This window comes from Pseudonocardia sp. HH130630-07 (genome assembly GCF_001698125.1).
GTDB lineage: Bacteria > Actinomycetota > Actinomycetes > Mycobacteriales > Pseudonocardiaceae > Pseudonocardia.
Genome location: NZ_CP013854.1, coordinates 4,037,942 through 4,056,825 on the forward strand (window position 1 = coordinate 4,037,942; position 18,884 = coordinate 4,056,825).

17 protein-coding genes are annotated in these 18,884 nt (G+C 75.6%); 7 read left to right on the plus strand and 10 right to left on the minus strand.

All coding sequences use genetic code 11. The features are described from left to right. Nucleotides 1-10 precede the first annotated feature (10 nt). The 7 genes from AFB00_RS19185 to AFB00_RS19210 all read right to left on the minus strand — a co-directional run bounded on the left by AFB00_RS19185 (nt 11) and on the right by AFB00_RS19210 (nt 7,561). Entirely contained in the window at nt 11-1,921 is a 1,911-nt protein-coding gene (locus AFB00_RS19185; RefSeq protein ID WP_068798380.1) for a PH domain-containing protein, read from the minus strand. Then, nucleotides 1,918-2,454, minus strand: coding sequence for a PH domain-containing protein (locus AFB00_RS19190; protein WP_068800452.1), 537 nt, complete (start codon nt 2,452-2,454; stop codon nt 1,918-1,920). The genes AFB00_RS19185 and AFB00_RS19190 overlap by 4 nt, the downstream gene beginning before the upstream one ends. A 157-nt stretch (nt 2,455-2,611) precedes the next feature. Next, nucleotides 2,612-2,935 carry a hypothetical protein gene (locus AFB00_RS34985; RefSeq protein ID WP_442965874.1) on the minus strand — a complete coding sequence of 108 codons (324 nt, stop codon included), beginning with the start codon at nt 2,933-2,935 and terminating at the stop codon, nt 2,612-2,614. Beyond that, a complete protein-coding gene (locus AFB00_RS19195) occupies nt 2,869-4,665 on the minus strand; it encodes a glycosyltransferase family 39 protein (protein WP_231973988.1) in 1,797 nt (598 codons plus the stop codon). The genes AFB00_RS34985 and AFB00_RS19195 overlap by 67 nt, the downstream gene beginning before the upstream one ends. Further along, nucleotides 4,662-5,945, minus strand: coding sequence for a bifunctional glycosyltransferase family 2/GtrA family protein (locus tag AFB00_RS19200; RefSeq protein WP_083275659.1), 1,284 nt, complete (start codon nt 5,943-5,945; stop codon nt 4,662-4,664). Before AFB00_RS19200 ends, AFB00_RS19195 begins: the two co-directional genes overlap by 4 nt. Before the next feature lie 63 nt (nt 5,946-6,008). After that, nucleotides 6,009-6,740, minus strand: a complete 732-nt coding sequence (locus AFB00_RS19205) for a cache domain-containing protein (RefSeq protein ID WP_068798381.1) — start codon at nt 6,738-6,740, stop codon at nt 6,009-6,011. A 23-nt stretch (nt 6,741-6,763) separates the two neighbouring features. After that, nucleotides 6,764-7,561 carry a FadR/GntR family transcriptional regulator gene (locus AFB00_RS19210; protein ID WP_335726537.1) on the minus strand — a complete coding sequence of 266 codons (798 nt, stop codon included), beginning with the start codon at nt 7,559-7,561 and terminating at the stop codon, nt 6,764-6,766. A gap of 151 nt (nt 7,562-7,712) precedes the next feature. Here AFB00_RS19210 and AFB00_RS19215 point away from each other — a divergent pair, with 151 nt between their 5' ends. From AFB00_RS19215 to AFB00_RS19235, 5 genes are all read left to right on the plus strand, one after another. Next, entirely contained in the window at nt 7,713-9,131 is a 1,419-nt protein-coding gene (locus tag AFB00_RS19215; RefSeq protein WP_197519590.1) for a (Fe-S)-binding protein, read from the plus strand. Beyond that, nucleotides 9,128-10,681, plus strand: coding sequence for an FAD-binding oxidoreductase (locus AFB00_RS19220; protein WP_068800455.1), 1,554 nt, complete (start codon nt 9,128-9,130; stop codon nt 10,679-10,681). Before AFB00_RS19215 ends, AFB00_RS19220 begins: the two co-directional genes overlap by 4 nt. Then, nucleotides 10,678-10,980, plus strand: coding sequence for a hypothetical protein (locus AFB00_RS19225; protein WP_068798382.1), 303 nt, complete (start codon nt 10,678-10,680; stop codon nt 10,978-10,980). The genes AFB00_RS19220 and AFB00_RS19225 overlap by 4 nt, the downstream gene beginning before the upstream one ends. Next, the gene (locus AFB00_RS19230) at nt 10,977-12,023 is read left to right on the plus strand and encodes an LLM class flavin-dependent oxidoreductase (RefSeq protein WP_068798383.1); all 1,047 of its coding nucleotides are present in this window, start codon (nt 10,977-10,979) and stop codon (nt 12,021-12,023) included. The genes AFB00_RS19225 and AFB00_RS19230 overlap by 4 nt, the downstream gene beginning before the upstream one ends. Before the next feature lie 78 nt (nt 12,024-12,101). Beyond that, nucleotides 12,102-13,535, plus strand: coding sequence for an aminobutyraldehyde dehydrogenase (locus AFB00_RS19235; protein ID WP_068798384.1), 1,434 nt, complete (start codon nt 12,102-12,104; stop codon nt 13,533-13,535). Between the two features lie 13 nt (nt 13,536-13,548). Here AFB00_RS19235 and AFB00_RS19240 read toward each other — a convergent pair whose 3' ends face one another. After that, entirely contained in the window at nt 13,549-14,688 is a 1,140-nt protein-coding gene (locus AFB00_RS19240; protein WP_068798385.1) for an acyl-CoA dehydrogenase family protein, read from the minus strand. A 70-nt stretch (nt 14,689-14,758) separates the two neighbouring features. Here AFB00_RS19240 and AFB00_RS19245 point away from each other — a divergent pair, with 70 nt between their 5' ends. Then, the gene (locus AFB00_RS19245) at nt 14,759-15,538 is read left to right on the plus strand and encodes an HAD family hydrolase (RefSeq protein ID WP_068798386.1); all 780 of its coding nucleotides are present in this window, start codon (nt 14,759-14,761) and stop codon (nt 15,536-15,538) included. On the opposite strand, the gene AFB00_RS19250 is transcribed toward AFB00_RS19245, so the two are convergent. Both AFB00_RS19250 and AFB00_RS19255 read right to left on the minus strand, forming a co-directional pair. Beyond that, complete coding sequence (locus AFB00_RS19250) at nt 15,535-16,458, minus strand: sucrase ferredoxin (protein ID WP_068798387.1); 924 nt, start codon at nt 16,456-16,458, stop codon at nt 15,535-15,537. The two genes, AFB00_RS19245 and AFB00_RS19250, sit on opposite strands and share 4 nt — an antisense overlap. Nucleotides 16,459-16,512: 54 nt before the next feature. After that, entirely contained in the window at nt 16,513-18,237 is a 1,725-nt protein-coding gene (locus AFB00_RS19255; RefSeq protein WP_231973989.1) for an AMP-binding protein, read from the minus strand. A gap of 71 nt (nt 18,238-18,308) precedes the next feature. On the opposite strand from AFB00_RS19255, the gene speG reads away from it, so the two are divergent. After that, complete coding sequence (gene speG, locus AFB00_RS19260; RefSeq protein WP_068800457.1) at nt 18,309-18,851, plus strand: spermidine N1-acetyltransferase; 543 nt, start codon at nt 18,309-18,311, stop codon at nt 18,849-18,851. Nucleotides 18,852-18,884: the final 33 nt, after the last annotated feature.

Below are 18,884 nucleotides of genomic sequence, written 5' to 3' on the forward strand. Positions count from 1 at the left end.
GTGCCGGGGCTCAGCCCCGGAATCCGGTGACGGCGTCCGGGGTGATCGCCGCCATGAGGTCGGCGGCGTCGGCGGGGGACAGGTCGAGCACCTGGACCGCGCCGCCGCCGGCGGCCGTCGTCGCCTCCAGGGTGACGACGCCCGCGCGGCGCTGCAGCAGGCTCTGCCGGACCCGCCAGCCGATGACGCCGTCGCGGCGCAGTGCCGACGTCGTCCGGACCAGCGAGCCGCCGCGGGCGACGAGGTACTGCTCGTCGATCCGGTGGCCGAGCGCGCGGTAGCGGTCCAGCCCGAGCGGCACGGCGGCCAGCACGAGCAGCACGGCGAGCACCATCGGCCAGGCCGGCCCGCCGAACCGGAGCCACACCCCGGCCGCGACCGGGAGCAGCAGCGCCGGCCCGATCGCCCGGGTCAGCCGCCGGGTGCGGGCCCGCGCCGGGTGCGCGACCAGCGGGCCGTCGGTGACGGCCACGGCGGACCGGGCGGCGATCGCCGCGATCCGGTGCGCGTGCGCCCGCGGCACCGGCGGGCCGAGCGCGCCGGCGTGGCTCTGCTCGCCCTGGGCCCCGGCCAGCCCGACGGTGAGTGCCCCCGCCTGCGCACCCCGGCCGACGGCCCGGACCAGCAACGGCTCGGTCACGGTGACCCCGCGCAGCCGCTGCTCGGACACCGACAGCGAACGGCGGGTCAGCGCGCCGCGGCGGACCCGCAGCGTGCCGTCGGTCTCCCGGGTCAGCCGGAACCCCCACCAGCGTTCGACGAACAGCACGATCGACCCGGCGACCATCACGAACAGCAGGATCAGCACGCCGACCAGCACCGACGCCCAGATCGGGGCGGCCCCGACCTCCCCGGCGACGGCGTCGGCGCCGGGCAGCGTCCGGACGTCCACCCCCAGCTCGTTGAGCAGGTTCCAGCCGGCACCGCCGAGGGCGCCGATCGCGGCCAGCGAGCTGACGGTCAGCGGCGCGTACCGCAGCGAGGACCAGTCGATCCGGTCCAGCTCCTCGCCCGATTCCTCCGCGGCGGGGGCGTCGGTCGCGGGACCGGTCGCAGGACCGGTCCCGGGTGCGGTCGCGGGGCGGGCGAGCAGCTCGCGACGCAACCGCTCGGCCTCGGCGGTGGTGACGGCGTCGAGATCGAGCCCGGACTCCTTGCCCGCGCTCTGACCCGACCCGACCTTCACCACGCTGACCCCGACCAGCCGGTGCAGCAGCGGAGCGGTGAGGTCGACGGTGCGGATCCGGTCCCGCGGGACGGAGCGGCGCTGCCGGTTCAGCAGCCCGCTGTGCAGCTCGACGCGCTCGGGCGTGATCCGGTACCGGGTGGTGCGCCACCGGATCACCCCGGCGCCGACGGCGAGCACCGCGATCCCGGCCGCGATCCACAGCTGGACACCGCCTCCGCGGTTCGCGCCGAACAGCAGCAGGGCGATCAGGGCGGGGGCCAGCCGGAGCAGCGCGGTCGCGGGTCCGACGAGCAGCATGAGCGCGGGCAGCCGCCGCCACGGGACCTCCGCGCCGGGGTCCGGTGCGGGGTCGCCGTCGCCGGGCTCCGTGGCCGGCCCGGCGTCCGGGTCACCGGGTACCGGGTCCGCGTCCGCCGGGCCGTCGGACCACGCCGCGGTGCCGCGCGACCAGGGCGGGGGGACACCTCCGGTCCGCCGGTGCGGCCGGTCCGCCGTGCCGGTGGTGCGATGGATCCCGCTCGCGGGGCGCTCCACGCCCGCGGCACCGGTCCCGTCGTCGGCCCCGGCGGCGCCCGCCGCGCCGGTCCCGGTGCTCGGCGGGCCCTCGGCAGCGCCGGCAACGCCGCCGGCGCTGTCCGCACCGGTGGTGCCGGTGGTGCCGTCGGTGCCGGCCGGGCCGGGACGGTGCCGGGCGGGCGGGGCGGGATCGGGGGTGCGGTCGCCGGTGCTCACGTCGCGTCCCCGGCGTGCCGGCCGGTGGTCTCGGTGAGCCGCCGGGCGAGCTCGCGGGCCTGCTCCGCGTCGAGGCCGGCGATCCGGACCGGCCCGCGGGCCGATGCCGTCGTCACCGTGACCGTCCCCAGACGCAGTGCCTGCTGCAGCGGCCCGTGCTCGGTGTCGACGGTCTGCACCCGGGGGATGGGGGCGATCCGCCACTCCCGGACCAGCCAGCCGGACCGGGTGTAGACGGCCTCGTCGGTCACCTCCCACCGGTGCAGCCGGTAACGCAGCGTGGGAACGACCGTGACCGCGACGACCAGCCAGAGGACGGTGAGCACGATCGTCGCGACCAGCAGCCCGTGCCACGGCGTCGCGGGCAGGAACGCCCAGCCGGCCCCCTGGGCGACGAGCAGCAGGACCGGGCCCGGGATCCCGCGTATCCGCCACCACCAGATCGCGCGCCGGTCCACCCGGTGTGCGGGCGGGCGCAGGGGCAGCGGCAACGCGGGATCGCCGGAGGTGGTGCGGGAGCCGGTGGCGGTCATGGTGCCCACTCTGCCGAACGGGGCGGCCGTGGTCAGTCGGCCGCGCCGTCACCGGCCCCGGCTGTGGCCGAAAGTGGGCCCGGGCCGCCGCACCCGCCGCCCGGAACGGTCCCGGACGGCGGGTGGCGGCGTGGCACCGCCGCGGCCGGCCGGGCCGTCAGCCGGTGGGCGCGGTGAGGTCGTAGACCGTCGCGGTGCCCACCGTCGTGGCGGTGTAGTGCGCTGCCACCCAGTCCGTGATCTCGGTACCGGTGCCGTTCCCGCCGCCGGGACCGCCGCGGTCCCCGCCGGCGACCAGGTACCGGACGTCGCCCCGGGCGACGTGGTCGCGGAACTCCGCGAGGGTCGGGGACGCGTCGCTGCCGGACCAGCCGCCGATCGCCATGACGGCGGTGTCGCCACCGGCGGCCAGCATCATTGACGCCGCTCCCTGGGAGCCGACCGTGGCCGCGGCCCACCGGGCGTCGCCCGCGTCGCGCAGGAGCGCGGCGAGCTCGGCGCTCGTCTGCCCGCCGCCGGGACCGGCCCCGCCGGGAGCCCCCGGGCCCGGGCCACCGCCGGGCGCCCCGGAGCCGGGTCCACCGGTACCGGGAGCGCCACCGGCCGGTGTGCCGTCGCCCGGGGTGCCGTCGCCCGGAGCACCGTCGCCCGGAGCGCCGCCGGGTGCGGGCCCGCCCCGGGAGCGTCTCCGGAGGCGCCCGCCACCGCGGGGCCCGCGGTCGGGATGGACCCGGAGTGCGTGGTCGCCGCGGTCTGCACCGCGAAGACGGCCGGGGCCGCCACACCGGCGAGTACCGCTGCGCCCAGCACCACCGCGAGCCACCGGCGCCGGGTGCAGGGCACCAGCAGCGCCGCCCCGGCGAGGATCCCGGCGGCCGCGATCGTCCAGCGCAGCCAGGACGGGACGTCCGGCGTGGTCCCGAGCAGCACGAACGCCCACACCGCTGTCCCCGACGAGGCGACGGCGAGCACCACCCGGGCCCCCGGCCGGGCGCGGTGCGCGAGCACCTCCCGGCCCCCGGCCGCGACCAGCGCCGCGATGCCCGGCGCCAGCGCCACCGCGTAGTACGGGTGGATCGTCCCCGCCATGAAGGAGAAGACCAGCGCGGTCACCAGCGTCGTGCCGCCCCAGACCAGCAGCGACGCCCGGACCGGGTCGGTCCGCGGGGCCCGTCCGCGCAGCACGAGCCCGGCGACGAGCAGCAGCAGCGCCGCCGGCAGCAGCCACGAGACCTGGGTGCCGAACGCGGTGCCGAACATCCGCAGCACGCCGGTGTCCCCGCCGAACGCCGTTCCGCCACCGGGGCCACCGGCCCCGCCGCCGTTGCCCGCTCCGCCCAGGATGCGGCCGAGGCCGTTGTAGCCGAGGGCCAGCCCGAGCGGGGTGTCGTCGCCGGAACCGCCGATGTAGGGGCGGGAGTCCGCCGGCCACAGCGCCACCGCCAGCAGCCACCAGCCCGCACCGGCGACGATCCCGGCCACGCCGGCCGCCAGCTGCACCACCCGGCGCCACGGGCGTCCGGGCGCCGCCCACAGCCAGGCGAGGCCCAGGCCGGGCAGCACCAGGAACGCCTGCAGCGACTTGGTGAGGAAGGCGAACCCCACGACCACACCGGCCGCGAGGATCCACCGGGTCCGCCCGTCACCGGTCAGCCCGCGCACCACCAGGTACGAGGCGAGCACCAGCAGCAGGGTCAGCAGCGCGTCGGGGTTGTCGAACCGGAACATCAGCGCCGCGACCGGGGTCAGGGCGAGCGCCGCGCCCGCCAGCAACCCGGCGCCGTGCCCGGAGACCCGGCGGACCGCGGCGTACAGCACGCCGACCGCGGCGACGCCCATCAGCGCCTGCGGGACGAGCAGGCTCCACGGGCCGAACCCGAACACCCGGGCCGCGAGCGCCATCGGCCACAGCGCTGCGGGCGGCTTGTCGACGGTGATCGCGTTCGCCGGGTCCAGCGAGCCGAAGAAGAAGGCGGTCCAGTCGTTCGCCCCGGCGGCGACGGCTGCGGCGTAGAACGGGTTCGCCCAGCCGGAGGCACCCAGGTCCCACAGGTACAGCACCCCGGTCGCGACCAGCAGGGCGGCGACCGCGACGGCGCGCCCGGCCGGGGACCGCGCCGGTCGCGCGCCGGGCGGCCCGGTGGCGGGGCCGGTCGTGGTGGGCGGGGTGGCCGTGGTCGTGGTGGTCGTGGTGGTCGTCGTGGTCGTCATCGTGCGGCGGCCTCTCCACGAGCCGGGACGGACGGGGCGGCCGGCGCGGCGCCCGGCCGCAGGATCCAGGACCGGAACGCGACGAAGCGCAACGCCGTCGCGACCAGGTTCGCGGCCACGATCACCCCGAGCTCGACCATCGGGCCGGCGTCCGGTGCCAGCGTCGCGAGCAGGCCGAGCGCCCCGGTGGTCAGCGCCAGCCCCAGCCCGAACACGAGCAGCCCGCGGAACTGGTGGGTGATCATGTGTCCGCGCCCGCGCACCCCGAAGGTGAACCGCCGGTTCGCGGCGGTGTTGGCGACCGCGCAGATCCCGGTCGCGACGACGTTCGCCGCGATCGTGCCGAGCGGGTCGCGCAGGGCGAGGAACAGCAGCAGGTTCGCCGCCGTCGAGACGATGCCGACCGCGGCGAACCGGGCGAGCTGACCCGGCACCGCCTGCGCGTCCCCCGGCACCGGGGCCGGCTGCAGCGGTGCCCGGCCGAGCCGGGCGCGGATGTCGGCCAGCGGCAGCGCGCCGGTCGCCAGCGCCCGCCCGAGCCGGCGGATCCCCCTCAGGTCGGCCAGGACCGTGGCCGCGATGTCGACGCGCGAGTCCGGGTCGTCCACCCAGTCCACCGGCACCTCGTGGATGCGCAGCCCGGCGCGCTCGGCCAGCACCAGCAGCTCGGTGTCGAAGAACCAGCCGGGGTCCTCGACCAGCGGGAGCAGCCGGTGCGCGACGTCGGCGCGGATCGCCTTGAACCCGCACTGCGCGTCGGAGAACCGGGCGGCGAGCGCACCGCGCAGGACGAGGTTGTAGCCACGGGAGAGCAGCTCCCGTTTCGCGCCGCGCACCACCCGCGAGCCGCGGCCGAGCCGGGTGCCGATCGCCAGGTCGGAGTGTCCGGACAGGACCGGCGCCACCAGCGGCAGGACGGCGCCGAGATCGGTGGAGAGGTCGACGTCGCAGTAGGCGAGCACGGTCGCGTCGGACCGGGACCAGACGTGGCGCAGCGCCCGCCCGCGTCCCTTCCCGGCCAGCCGGACCACCTGGACCTCGGCGAGCTCGCCGGCCAGCCGGGTCGCGATCCGCGGGGTCGCGTCGGTGCTGGCGTTGTCGGCGACGGTGATCCGGAACGGGTAGGGGAAGCCGGTGCGCAGGAAGGCGTGCAGCCGGCGCACCGACGGCTCCAGGTCGGTCTCCTCGTCGTGCACGGGGACGACGATGTCCAGCACCGGCCGGACGGGGCAGGGAGGGGCCGGGGACGGTACGGGCCCGGCGGCGGTCGTGATGGTCACGCCGACGACGGTCGTCCGCGGCGCTGTCGCCGCCGTGTGAACGACCTGTGCGCCGGCTGTGGGTCAGGACCGGTGCGGCAGCACCACGACCCGCCACGGCGGATCGTCCAGGACCCGGGTCGCGTCGGCCCCGGTGAACGGCGACCGGCACCCGGTGAACCAGCGCGCCGAGGTCGACAGGGCGACCCGGTCCTCCGGCGTCACGACCACGACGTCGGCGGGGAGCGTGCCGAGCGCCCGCAGCACCAGCGCCTCGAACCGGGCCACCGGCAGGTCGGCCCCGGTGATCCCGACGAACTCGCCGTCCGCGACGACCGGCGCCGTCAGCGTGAGCAGGTAGCGGTCGGTGCCGTGGACGTCGACGTACGGGCCGACGACGTGCCGCCGACCGGTCCGCCGCGGGCCGACGAACCAGTCCGCGGCCGCGTAGTCGTAGAAGCCGACGCTCGCCGGGTTCAGGTCGACGTCCAGCGCCGTGGGTGACGCCGGGGTGCCGCGGTCGGCGCCGCCGTCGTACTGCCACCACTCCAGGTGCAGCTCCCGGTCGGCGAGCACGCCGGGGGCGAGCACGACGCCCATCCCGACCGCGGTCTGGTGCTCGCCGGTCAGGTGCTCCAGCACCGGCCCGCGCAGCGCCGGGAGGTCACGCTCGTGCATCCGCCCGGAGCGCCGCACCGCCGCGCGGTAGGCGGCGACGACCTCGTCACGCACTCCCAGCACCGAGCCGAAGACCTGCTCGACCACGCCGGTGATCACGGCGACGGCCTCGTCGGCCAGGCGGTTCCCGTCGGCCACCCCGGGATCGTCGCGGGGCCCGCTCACGAGCCGGCCGCCTCGGGGTAGCCGTCGTCGTGCCCGCCGGTCACCGCCGGGCGCCGGGTCAGCCGGACGTGCGCGTCGACCAGGCGGGCGGTGACCACGGCGACGTGCTCCTCGGTCAGCGCGCGGGCGAGACCGCCGTCCCGCCGGGCGATCGCCTCGACCACCCGCCGGTGGCCCTGCACCGTCGCCGCCGGATCGGCCTCGGCCGGGCCGGCGCCCCACAGGACCTGGCCGAGCTCGAACTGCACCTCGATCTCCTGCATCGTCAGGCGCACCGACTGGGCGGCGGCCGCGACGTCGATCAGGTAGCGGCTCTCGATCCGGCGCCGCGCGGTGCCGCCCTCGGCGCGGGCGAGGCGGTCCAGCGTCTCGCCGAGGCGGCCGATCTCGGCCCCGGTGGCCCGCTCGGCGGCGAGCCGGGCCGCCGTGCCGCTGACCGCGCCCCGCAGGTCGCCCAGCTCCCGCAGGTCGGTGCTGGAGATCTCGCGCAACCGGCCGCGGGACAGCTCGGTGAGCGCGTCCTGCGCGGCGCGCACGAAGCTCCCGCCGCCGCGGCCGCGCCGGGTCCGCACCAGGCCCCGGGACCGGAGATCGGACAGGGCGTCGCGCAGGGTGACGGTCGAGACGTTGAACGACGCGGCGAGCTGCGCCTCGGCGGGCAGCTGCTCGCCGTCGACCAGGATGCCGAGCGCGATCGCGCTGCCGAGCCTGCGCACCACCGCGGCGCTGCGCATGGCGCCGTCGTCCAGCGGGGCGAACACCGCGTGCTTGGCGTCGCCGGCGGGGAGCCGCACGGTGCCCACCCCCTCCGCCGGACCGGTGCCGGTCCGTCACCCGGAGGCTACGCCCGCGTCACGAACGTCGGCGGGACTAGGCACGACCTATGAGATCTGATTTCATAGGTTTTGTTCCGGAGTGACTCCCACCACACCACGGAGACTGCTCGTGACCCAGCTCGATCCCCGTCGCGACACCGACCCGGCACCGCCGGACGCGCTGGCCCGGCCGTTCACGCCCGGTGCGCCGTCGAACGACCCGCAGCTCGGGACCTACCCCGAGACGATCAGCGGTCCGGTGCCGGTCGAGCTGACCGACCGGCGCACCGCGGAGTTCGTCGAGACCTGGCGCAACGCCTCCTACAACTGCTTCTCCTCGGGGCACAAGTTCTGCCGCGAGGTCTGCCCGGTCATGCAGGTGACCCGCAACGAGTCGTGGACCCCCACCGCGTTCCACGCGAACGTCGTCGCGATGGAGCGCGGCGAGCTGGAGGTCGCCGACGTCGCCGCCGACTACGTCAACTGCACCCAGTGCGGTGCCTGCGAGCTGCGCTGCCCGAACACGCTGTTCACCGGCGACTTCTACCGCTTCCGCACCCGGACGGTGGACGTCGTGAAGGCGGTGCGGGCGCTCGCCGTGGAGTCCGGGGTGCACCAGGAGCAGTGGCGTTCCTGGAACGCGCGGACCGACGAGCGCACCCACGAACCGGTGCTCGGCGAGACCCCCGTCTCCCAGGAGCACGTCCGGGACTGGGCCGAGGGGCTCGGCATCCCGGTCGGCGGCGAGACCGTGCTGTTCGTCGACTGCGAGGCCGCGTTCTACCGGACCGCCGTGCCGCGGGCCGTCGCGCAGATCCTGCAGTCGGCGGGCTACGAGTTCGGGCTGATGGGCGAGCAGTGGTGCTGCGGCGGCCCGGCCGCCGAGATGGGCTACGTCGACCAGGCGAAGCGGTTCGCCCGGCACAACCTCGACGACTGGCGCTCCACCGGGACCCGCCGGGTGCTCGTCCTGGACCCGCACGACTACATCAGCTTCACCGAGGACTACCCGGCCTACTTCGGCGACGAGTTCGACATCGAGGTCGTGCTGGTCGTGGAGGTGCTCGCCGAGCTGCTGCGCGAGGGCAGGCTGGTCCCGACCGTCCCGGTGCAGCGGACGATCACCTACCACGACCCCTGCCGGCTCAACAAGCGCAAGGGCGTCTGGCAGGAGCCGCGCGAGGTGCTGCGGTCGATCCCCGGGCTCACCTTCCACGACGTCGACCGGGTCACCCAGTGGTCCTACTGCTCCGGCGGCGGTGGCGGCCTGCCGGTGGAGAAGCCGGAGCTGACCGCGGCGATCAGCGAGAAGCGCCTGGGACACGCCGCCGAGCTGGGGGTGGACACCCTGGTGAGCGCCTGCCCCTGGTCGGAGCGCCCGCTGTCGGCGGCGGGGGAGGCGCAGGGGATCGACGTCGTCGACATCCACGAGATCCTCGCCGAGTCCCTGGGCATCACCGTCGGCGGCAGCCGCGGCGAGGTCGGTGACCGGCGGTCCGCCGGTGGCGGCTGTGGCGGTGGCGGCTGCGGCGGGGGTGGGTGCTCGTGACCACCGTCTCCGAACGCCCCGCCGAGCTCGTCGCCCGGGTCGTCGAGCGGCTGCACGAGGTGCTGCGCCCGGACCAGATCCTCACCGGGCGCACCGACCGCCTCAACCGGGCCCGGGTGCCCGCACCGTTCCCGGTGCACCGCTGGGCCGAGCGCCTGCCGGACCTCGCCGTGCTGCCGGAGACCACCGAGGAGGTCGCCGCGGTCGTGCGGATCGCGAACGAGCTGCGGATGCCGGTGGTGCCCCGCGACGGCGGCACCGGGCTGACCGACGGGGCCGTCCCGCTGCGCGGCGGGATCGTCGTCGACGTGAAGCGGATGAACCAGGTGCACGAGCTGGACCTGGACAACCGCACGGTCACCGTCGGGACCGGGATCAGCATGCTCAAGCTCAACGAGCAGCTCGCCGCGCACGGCCTGATCTACCCGGACGACCCGGCGTCCTACCCGTGTTCGCTGGTCGGCGGCCGGATCGGGACGTCGGGCTGGTCGCTGATCGGGTCCCGCTACGGCCACACCCGCGACCTGGTGCTGAGCTTCGACGTGGTGCTGCCGACCGGGGACGTCGTGCACGTCGGGGACGGCGCCGGCGGAAAGATCTCCAAGTCCTCCAGCGGCTACCAGCTCAAGCACCTGTTCATGGGCCACCAGGGCACGCTCGGGATCGCCACCCGGGCGACCCTGAAGCTGTACCCGAAGCCGGAGGCCGAGCTGAGCCCGTTCTGGGCCTTCGACGACTACGACGACGCCTACCGGTTCACCGGCGCGCTGGCCCGCGCCGGGGTCGCGACGTTCTCCGGCGCGGTGCTGTTCGACGAGTGGAAGGTCGCCTACCTGCGCCGCGACGACGAGGCCTACATCCCGCAGCCCGCCGACGTCCGGGCGCTGACCTGCGCGGTGCTCTACGGCTGGGAGGACGAGGTCCGCGCCGGCGGGAAGCGGCTGTTCCGGATCGCCCGTGAGCACGGCGCCCGCTACCTGGGCGACGAGATCTCCGAGGGCGACTGGGCGGCCCGGCACGACCGCTACGCCACCCCGCTGCACGGGCGGACCCGGACCGGCCAGGTCGTGCCGATGAGCTGGCACTGCGAGGACGCCGCGGTGAACTACACCCGGCTGCCCGCGGTGATGCGGGCCTGGCACGGGATCGTCGCCGACCTGCGCCGGCGCACCGACGTGTTCGACGACTGGGGGATGTTCGCCTACACCTCGGCCGACACCGGCGTCGACTACCTCACCGAGATCGACGTCGGGATCTGGGAGCAACGCCTCGACGACGACGCCTGGGCGATGTGGGTCGCCGCCAAGCGGGACATCGCGGCGGCCGCGCTGGCCCACGGCGGATCGATCAGCGCCTGCCACGGATCCTGCCGGGAGGGCGAGGTCGACCTGGTGCCGAGCGAGCTCGGCGGCGGGTACGAGGTGATGCTCGGGATCAAGCGGCTGCTCGACCCGAACAACATCATGAACCCGGGCAAGTACCTGCTCGACCTGGCCTACGAACCCGACGCGACCGACCGGCTGGCCGACCTGAGGGGACTGCTGCCGTGAGCTACCGCTACTCCGACGAGCACACACCGCCCCCGCCCGAGCCGGCGTCCGAGGTCGCGGTGACCACGCACCCGCACGTGTTCGAGGTCGATCCCCGGCTGATGGAGCGCTGGGTCCTGCAACAGCGGTTCCCGAACTGGGACACGTTGCGGATCATGAACGCCCGGCACGACCACCTGGACTGGATGCACGCGCACTTCGCGGCCCGCACGGTCACCGGGTCCGAGCTGATCGCCGAGGTCGAGGCCGAGGCCGCCGAACACGAGTCCGTCCCACCACCACACAGGAGCGCACCGTGAAGTTCAGCTACGTCATGCTGCCCGACTACCCGCTGACCGAGTCGCTGGCGTCGATCCAGCTGGCCGACGAGCTCGGCTTCCACGCCGTGTACGCGGCCGACGAGACCTGGCACAAGGATCTCTGGCTGCTGTTCGCCGCCGCCGCGGAGCGGACGTCGTCGATCCGGATGGGGCCGAGCGTCTCCGCGGTCGTCCTGCGCGAGCCGTCGCTGATCGCCCAGGCCACCGCGACCCTCGACGAGCTGACCGGCGGCCGGGCCGAGGTGGTGCTGTCCTCGGGCAACTTCGGGCTGCTCGCCCAGTACGGGATGGACTGGAGCACGCAGAAGCCGCTGTCGCGGGTGAAGGAGGGGGTCGGGGTCATCCGCACCCTGCTCGACGAGGGCACGATCACCCACGACGGCGAGTTCTTCACCTACAACGGCCTGTTCACCTTCGCCCGCCCGGTGCAGCAGCGGGTGCCGGTCAAGATGGGCGCCATGGCCGGGCCGCGGTCGTTCCGGGTGGCCGGGGAGATCGCCGACGGCTGTCACCACGCGCTGGGCTACACCGAGCAGGCCTACCGCTACATGTACGACAACATGCGGATCGGGGCCGAGCGGGCCGGGCGCGACGTCGACGCGCTCGACCTCGGCGCCTGGTGCGTGTTCGCGGTCGGCGAGGACTCGGCGACGGCGAAGGAGGCCGCGAAGTCGATGGTCGGGCTCTACGCCTCGGCCATGCCGGACTCGCTGCTGGAGCGCAACGGCGTCTCCCCGGCGGAGATGAAGCCGATCCTGGACAAGTTCGTCGCCGGTGACCTGGCCGGGTCGATCGACGCGACGCCGGACGCGCTCGCCGAGAAGCTGTCGGTCGCGGGCACCCCGCAGGAGTGCATCGCCCGGATCGAGGAGATGAAGGCGGGCGGCGCCAACCACATGATCTGCGCGATCACCGACGCCACCCTGGTGAAGACGTTCATGGGCCGCGACATCCCGGGCATCGCCACCGTCGACGAGCAGCTGCGGTTGATCGCCGGGCAGATCATGCCCCGGTTCGCCTGACCCGTTCCCCACCGCCGCGGGCGGCGCCGGCCCTTCCCCCGGGTGCGGCGCCGTCCGCGGCCCCACGCAGGAGCACCGATGCAGACCTTCCACAACATCGTCGACGGCCGCGGTGTCCCGGCGGCCGACGGCGCGACCATGGACGTGACCGACCCGTGCACCGGCGAGGTCTACGCGACCGCGCCGCTCTCGGGCCCCGCGGACGTCGACGCCGCCTACGCGAGCGCGCGGCGCGCCTTCGACGACGGCTGGGCCGACGTGACCCCCGGCGAGCGGCAGGCGGCGCTGCTGCGGATCGCCGACGCCGTCGAGACGCACGCGGACGAGCTCGTCGAGCTGGAACGCCGCGACACCGGCAAGCCGAGGGCCCTCACGCACTCCGAGGAGATCGCGATGATGGTCGACCAGTTCCGGTTCTTCGCCGGGGCCGCGCGCACCCTGGAGGGCCGGGCGAGCGCGGAGTACATGGCCGGGCACACCTCCTGGGTCCGGCGCGAGCCGCTCGGCGTGGTCGGCTCGATCACGCCGTGGAACTACCCGATGATGATGGCGACCTGGAAGATCGGCCCGGCGCTCGCGGCCGGCAACACCATGGTGCTCAAGCCGTCGGACACCACCCCGGCCAGCACGGTGCGTCTCGGCGAGCTGTTCGCCGAGTTCCTGCCGCCGGGGGTGTTCAACGTCGTCTGCGGGGACCGGGGGACCGGCGCGCTGCTGGCCGCGCACCGCACCCCGGCGCTGGTCGCGATCACCGGGTCCACCCGGGCCGGCCGGGCGGTCGCCGCGGCGGCGGCGGAGAACGTCACCCGGGTGCACCTGGAGCTGGGCGGGAACGCGCCGGTGCTGGTGTTCGACGACGCCGACGTCACCGCCGCGGCCGCGGACATCGCGGTGGCCGGGTTCTTCAACGCCGGTCAGGACTGCACCGCCGCCACCCGGGTGCTGGCCCACGCGCCGGTCGCCGAGCAGCTCGCCGGGGCGCTCACCGAGCAGGCACGCGCGGTCCGGTTCTCCTCGGACGAGGAACCCGGCTCCGAGGACCTGTTCATCCCGCCGCTGAACAACGCCGAGGCGCACGCCAGGGTCACCGGCCTGCTGGAGCGGGTGCCGGCGCACGCGACGGTGCACACCGGGGGGACACCGGCGGACGGCCCCGGGTTCTTCTACCCGGCCACCGTGGTGTCCGGCCTGCGTCAGGACGACGAGCTGGTCCGCGAGGAGATCTTCGGCCCGGTGATCACGGTGCAGGCCGTCGCCGACGAGGCGGAGGCGGTCCGGCTCGCCAACGACACCGGGTACGGGCTGGCCTCCAGCGTGTGGACCGCCGACCACGGCCGTGTCCAGCGGCTGAGCCGGGCCCTGGACTTCGGGTGCGTCTGGGTCAACTGCCACATCCCGCTGGTGGCGGAGATGCCGCACGGCGGGTTCGGGCAGTCCGGCTACGGCAAGGACCTCAGTTCCTACTCGGTGGAGGAGTACACCCGGATCAAGCACGTCATGACCCGCGGCTGACCGGGCCGCGACCTCATCCGGCCAGCGCCGCCAGCTGCGCCGCCCGCACCGCCGCGGTCTGCGCCTGGACCAGGTAGAACGTCGCCTCCCGGGCCAGGCGCTGCTCCGGGCTCGACGCCAGCAGCGCCGAACCGGCCCGGGCCGCCACCAGCCCCTGCGCCGCGCGCACGGTCAGTGCGGCCAGCTCGCCGCGCAGCGTCGTGCGCTCGGGGATCCGTTCCTGCACGGGCACCCCGGTGAGCAGGGCGTACACCTCCGACCGGTGCCGGGCGGCGACCGCGCCCAGGGTGCCGGCGAGCTCGCACGCCTCCGGGCGGTCCCGGTCGCGGCCGAGCCGGTCGAGGTCGCCCAGGATCCGGCGCAACAGCCCCATCGAGGCCGGTGTCGCGTTCGCGGTCCGGGCGGCGTCGAGGGCCCGGAAGACGGGGCCGTCGACGTCGGCGAGCACCGCGTCACCCCCGACGACGAGGTCGTCGAACTCCACGGCGACCGTCCGGGTCCCGCCCATCACGGTCAGCGGGAGCGGCGCACCGGCCCGCAACCCGGCCGACTCCCGGGCCGGGACGAGGACGAACAGGTACCGGTCGCCCGGTGCGGCCGCGCCGATCATCACCAGGTCGGTGAGCCCCCAGCCGGTGCACCAGTCGGACCGGCCGCGCAGCCGCCAGCCCGGTCCCGCCGGCTCCGCGGTGACCGCGGGCGGCCCGGGGCGGCGCAGGTGTGCCACCGCGATGCCGCTGCGCCGGGCCCCCGACGCCAGGTCCGCGCGGTACCGCGCGGCGGCGGGCCCGGTGCGCAGCGCTCCCTCCGGCAGCCCGGCCGCGCCGCTCACCGCGAGCTGCTGCGGGGTCCGGTGCTGGGTGCCGACGAACCAGGTCGCCCCGCACGCCCCGGCCAGCAGCTCCACGGTCTCGGCGTCCACCCGCGCGTCGCCGCCGAACCCGCCGTCCGCGACCGGGACGACGACCGAGAGCAGACCCGCGGCCGCCACCTCGGCACACGTCTGCCGGGACACCCCGCGGCGGGGGTCGTCGGCCGCCTCCGCCCGTGGTCCCAGGACGGTCTCCGCGACCTGCCCGGCGGCGACGACGGCCGGGTGTGCGGCGAGTGCGGACGGCGCGGGGAACGGGTCGGTGCCGGTGGGCGTGCTCACCCCCGCACCGTCGCACGGGCCCGACAGGCGACGCCCGGTCGCCCACCCGAGGTCACATAGGCTCGCAGGAGTGATCCGCCCCCGCCTGGTCGCCCTGGACATCGACGGCACGATCGTGGACGGCAGGCGCCCGCCGAGCCCGGCCGTGCTCGGCGCGGTGACCGCGGTCGCCGCGCACACCCCGGTGATGCTGTGCACCGGGCGCACCGTCGTCGGCGTCCGGCCGGCGCTGGTGCAGCTCGGGCTGCGCAGCGGGGTCACCCTGACCTCGAACGGCGCCGTCGAGCTGGACACCGCGACGCTCACCGTGCGCTCGGTGGCCCGGTTCGACGCCGCCGCGGGACTGGCCCGGCTGCGCGAGCGGTTCCCCGGTGCGGTGTTCGCCGCGGAACAGGTCGGGATCGGGGCCCGGGTGAGCGGCCCGTTCCCGGACGGGCTGCTGGCCGGCACCCTGACCGAGGTCGGCCCGGACGATCTCTGCGCCGAACCGACCCCGAAGCTGGTCATGTACTGGACCGGCCGGACCCCCGCCGAGACGGCGGAGCGGGCCGCCGGGCTCGTCGTGGACGGCGCCACCGTGAACCTCGACCACGAGCTGCCCTGGGTGTCGCTGGTCCCGGCCGGGGTGTCGAAGGCGTCCGGGCTGGCGCGGGTCGCGGCCCGGCTCGGCGTCGACCGGACCGAGGTGCTCGCCGTCGGCGACGGCGACAACGACCGCGCGATGCTGCGCTGGGCCGGGCACGGCGTCGCGATGGGCCAGGCCCCGCCCGAGGTGCACGCCGACGCCGACTCCAGCACCGGCGCGGTCACCGACGACGGGCTCGCCGCCGCGCTGCACCGGTTCTTCTAGCGGGCGATCTCCACCGGGGTGCCCGCCACCAGCACGCTCGCCGGTTCGAGCACCGCCCCGCAGGACGGCGGCCGCGGCGGCAGCCCGCCGTCCGGCCGGACGTCCACGGTCCACGCCCGCCCGTCGGAGCAGGACACCGTGACCGGTCCCGGCGCGGTGCGCGGGCCGATCCGCAGCGCGCCGGCGTCGGTGATCCCGGTGTGCTCGCGGACCGCCAGCTCGGCGACCTGCTGGGCCGGCTCCAGCCCGGCGTGGCCGCGGCACGACCACGGATCGACGACGCCGCCGGCCGCCGCCTTCAGCGCGGCCAGCCCGCTGCCGGTGTCCAGCCGCCCGTAGGCGTAGCCGGTCGGCAGGACCAGCGCGGTCGGTGCGAACCGGTGCCCGCCGAGATGGGTGCACTCCCAGACGTCGGCACCCTCGGCGGCCAGGTCGGCGGCGAGCGCGCGGCCGCGGACGGCGCAGCACACGTCCCGGCGGCCGTGCGCGCACACCAGCATGACCGGATCGGTGACCGGTGTGCCGGGGTCGGAGCCGCCGTCGATGCCGGAGGTGATCCCGGCCAGGTCGTCGGTGCTGCGCACGGTGCGCGACACCACCCGTGACGCCCCGGGTTCCAGATCGGCGACGTAGACGGTGCGGACACCGTCGCAGTCCCGGCCCGCGCGCCCGGTGCGCCGGATCAGCAGCAGCACCACCCCGTCGGCGCGCAGCCGGGAGGACAGCGCCGCGACGTCGGGATCGGTGTGTGCGGCGACCGTGCGCGGCCACGCCCCGACGTGCTCGACGGCGACCAGGCGGCGCACGGCGGGCGCCGTGCCGGCCAGCGGCTCACCGATCTCCTCGCTGCGCGCGGCACAGCCGAGGCGCACGGGTGCCACCGCGGCCGCGGGGCCGTGGTGCGCAGCGGTGACCGTCATCGCCCCCAGTGTAGGGAAGGTTGTCCTAACTGCAACTGCAGACGCACGTACGGGTCATCGTCCGGGCAGCTCGGCCCGCAGCACCTTCCCGGTCTGGTTGCGCGGCAACTCGTCCAGGACGTGCACGTCGCGCGGCACGGCGAACCGCGCCAGGTCGCGCTTCACCCGGTCCCGGATGCTGTCCGCGGTCACCTGCGACCCCGGTTCGAGCACCACCCAGGCCGCCAGCCGCTGGCCGTAGTCGTCGTCGTCCACACCGAGCACGCAGGCCTCCCGGACCCCGTCCAGGCCGGTGATCAGGTCCTCGACCGGTCCCGGGTGCACGTTCTCCCCGCCGGAGACGATCATGTCGTCGGCCCGGCCGGTGAGGAACAGCCTGCCCTCGTCGTCGAGATGGCCGACGTCGCCGGTGCCGAGCAGCCCGTCGCGCTCCTCCAGCCCCTCCTCGCCGCCGGTGTAGCCGTCGAACGGCAGGTCGTTGCCGACGAACACCCGCCCCTCCACACCGGGATCGGCCCGCCGGTCCTGCTCGTCGAGGATCACCAGGGTGGTGCCGGCCGGGGCCCGTCCGGCGGTGCCGGGTGCGTCGCGCAGGTCCTGCGGGCCGGCGATGGACACCCAGGACACCTCGGTGGACCCGTAGAGGTTGTAGAGGCAGTCGCCGAAGCGGTCCATGAAGTCCCGGGCCTGGCCACCGGGCAGCGCCGACCCGGAGACGGCGACGATCCGCGGCGCGCGCCCGGCCCCCCAGCCCGGTGCCCCGGACTCCAGGACCCGCTGCAGCATCACCGGGACGGCGAACACCGTGGTGACCCGGTGCTGCGCGACCGCGGCGAGCATCTCCTCGGGTCCGAACCTCCGCCGCAGCACGACCGTGGCCCCGTGCAGCGCGGCCAGCAGCAGGCCGGCGTTGCCCCAGGTGTGGAACAGCGGCGCCGCGATGTGCACCGGCTCGGCCGCCCGCAGCGGGATCGCCGAGAGGATCGAGGCCGCCGGGGCAAGCGTCGACGGGTGCGGCCGCTTCGCCCCCTTCGGCGTCCCGGTCGTGCCGGAGGTCAGCACGATCTGCTTGGACGGCTCCGGCCGGAACGGCAGCTCGCCGGGCCCGCCCCGGCCGACCATCGCGTCCAGGTCGTCGAGCACCCGGTCGCCGGCCGGGCGCGGCCCCTCCGGGGTCGCGGTGAGCACCACCCGGGGCCCCGCCGGGACGACGTCGAGGAACTCCGGATCGACGACGACCGTGTGCAGCTGCTGCTGGTCGTGCACCCCGCGCAGCTGCTCGGCGGACAGCCCGGTGTTGACCAGGACGACGTCGGCGCCGGCCTTGCCCGCGGCGACGATCGCCTCGATCGGGGCGCGGGCGTTGCGGCAGAGCACCCCGACCGGGGCGCCCGGACCGGCCCCGGAGTCGAGCAGCGCGAGCGCGAGGCGGTCGGTGCGCTCGTCCAGCTCGGCGTAGGTGGTGACGCCGTCGTCGTCGACCACGGCGAGCCGGTACGGGTGCCGCACGGCGCCGGCGACGAAGCCGGTGGTGACGCTGTTGCCGTAGCGCAGCAGCGCCCGGCCCATGCCGTAGAGCCGGGCCGGGCCGAGCGGGCGGACCACGCCGGAGCGGGCCAGCGCGACCGCCGCCCGTGCGGTGCCGCTACCCAGCTCGTAGGCCGTGCGGGCGGTCCCGGTCAGGTTCTCCAGCAACGGCGAACCGGTCGCCCGCCGCGGTGCGGCTGCGGGTCCGGCCGGGCCGGTGGCGGTCCGGTCGGGGGTCGTCTCAGAACTCACTGCTCACGTCCGTCGTCGGGGGTGGGGGGCGTAGGTTGCGGGGCGATCCGATCGAACTCCCGGAGGCCAGCGTGTGTCCCACCGTCCCGGACCTGCGACTGCGTGCCCTGGAGCGCGACGATCTCGCGTTCGTGCACGAGCTCTCCAACGACTCCGGGATCATGTCCTACTGGTTCGAGGAGCCCTACGAGGCGCTCGTGGAGCTGCAGGACATCTACGACCGGCACGTCCACGACAACCGGGAGCGCCGGTTCGTGCTCCAGCTCGGCGGCCCGGCCGGGGACCCCGCGGACCGGGCCGGGCTGGTCGAGCTGGTGGAGATCGACTACATCCACCGCAAGGCCGAGTTCCAGATCATCGTGCACCCCGCGTTCCAGGGGCGCGGTCTCGCCGCCCGGGCGACCGCCGCCGCGCTGGACTACGCGTTCGGCGTGCTCAACCTGCACAAGGTCTACCTGGTCGTCGACGTGGAGAACACCCGCGCGGTGCGGGCCTACGAGCGGACCGGGTTCACCGTGGAGGGCGAGCTGCGCGAGGAGTTCTTCGCCAGCGGGCGCTACCGCGACGCCTACCGGATGGCGATCCTGCAGCGCGACCATCTCGGGCGTTCCTGACGCGGGCGGCACCGGGCGGTGAACCGCCCGGCG

What these genes read in the sequence shown, in the direction of transcription:
- AFB00_RS19250 (WP_068798387.1), bottom strand. Translation starts at nt 16,458, where the DNA reads ATGACGGTCACCGCTGCGCACCACGGCCCCGCGGCCGCGGTGGCACCC.
- AFB00_RS19235 (WP_068798384.1), top strand. Translation starts at nt 12,102, where the DNA reads ATGCAGACCTTCCACAACATCGTCGACGGCCGCGGTGTCCCGGCGGCC.
- AFB00_RS19190 (WP_068800452.1), bottom strand. Translation starts at nt 2,454, where the DNA reads ATGACCGCCACCGGCTCCCGCACCACCTCCGGCGATCCCGCGTTGCCG.
- AFB00_RS19195 (WP_231973988.1), bottom strand. Translation starts at nt 4,665, where the DNA reads ATGACGACCACGACGACCACCACGACCACCACGACCACGGCCACCCCG.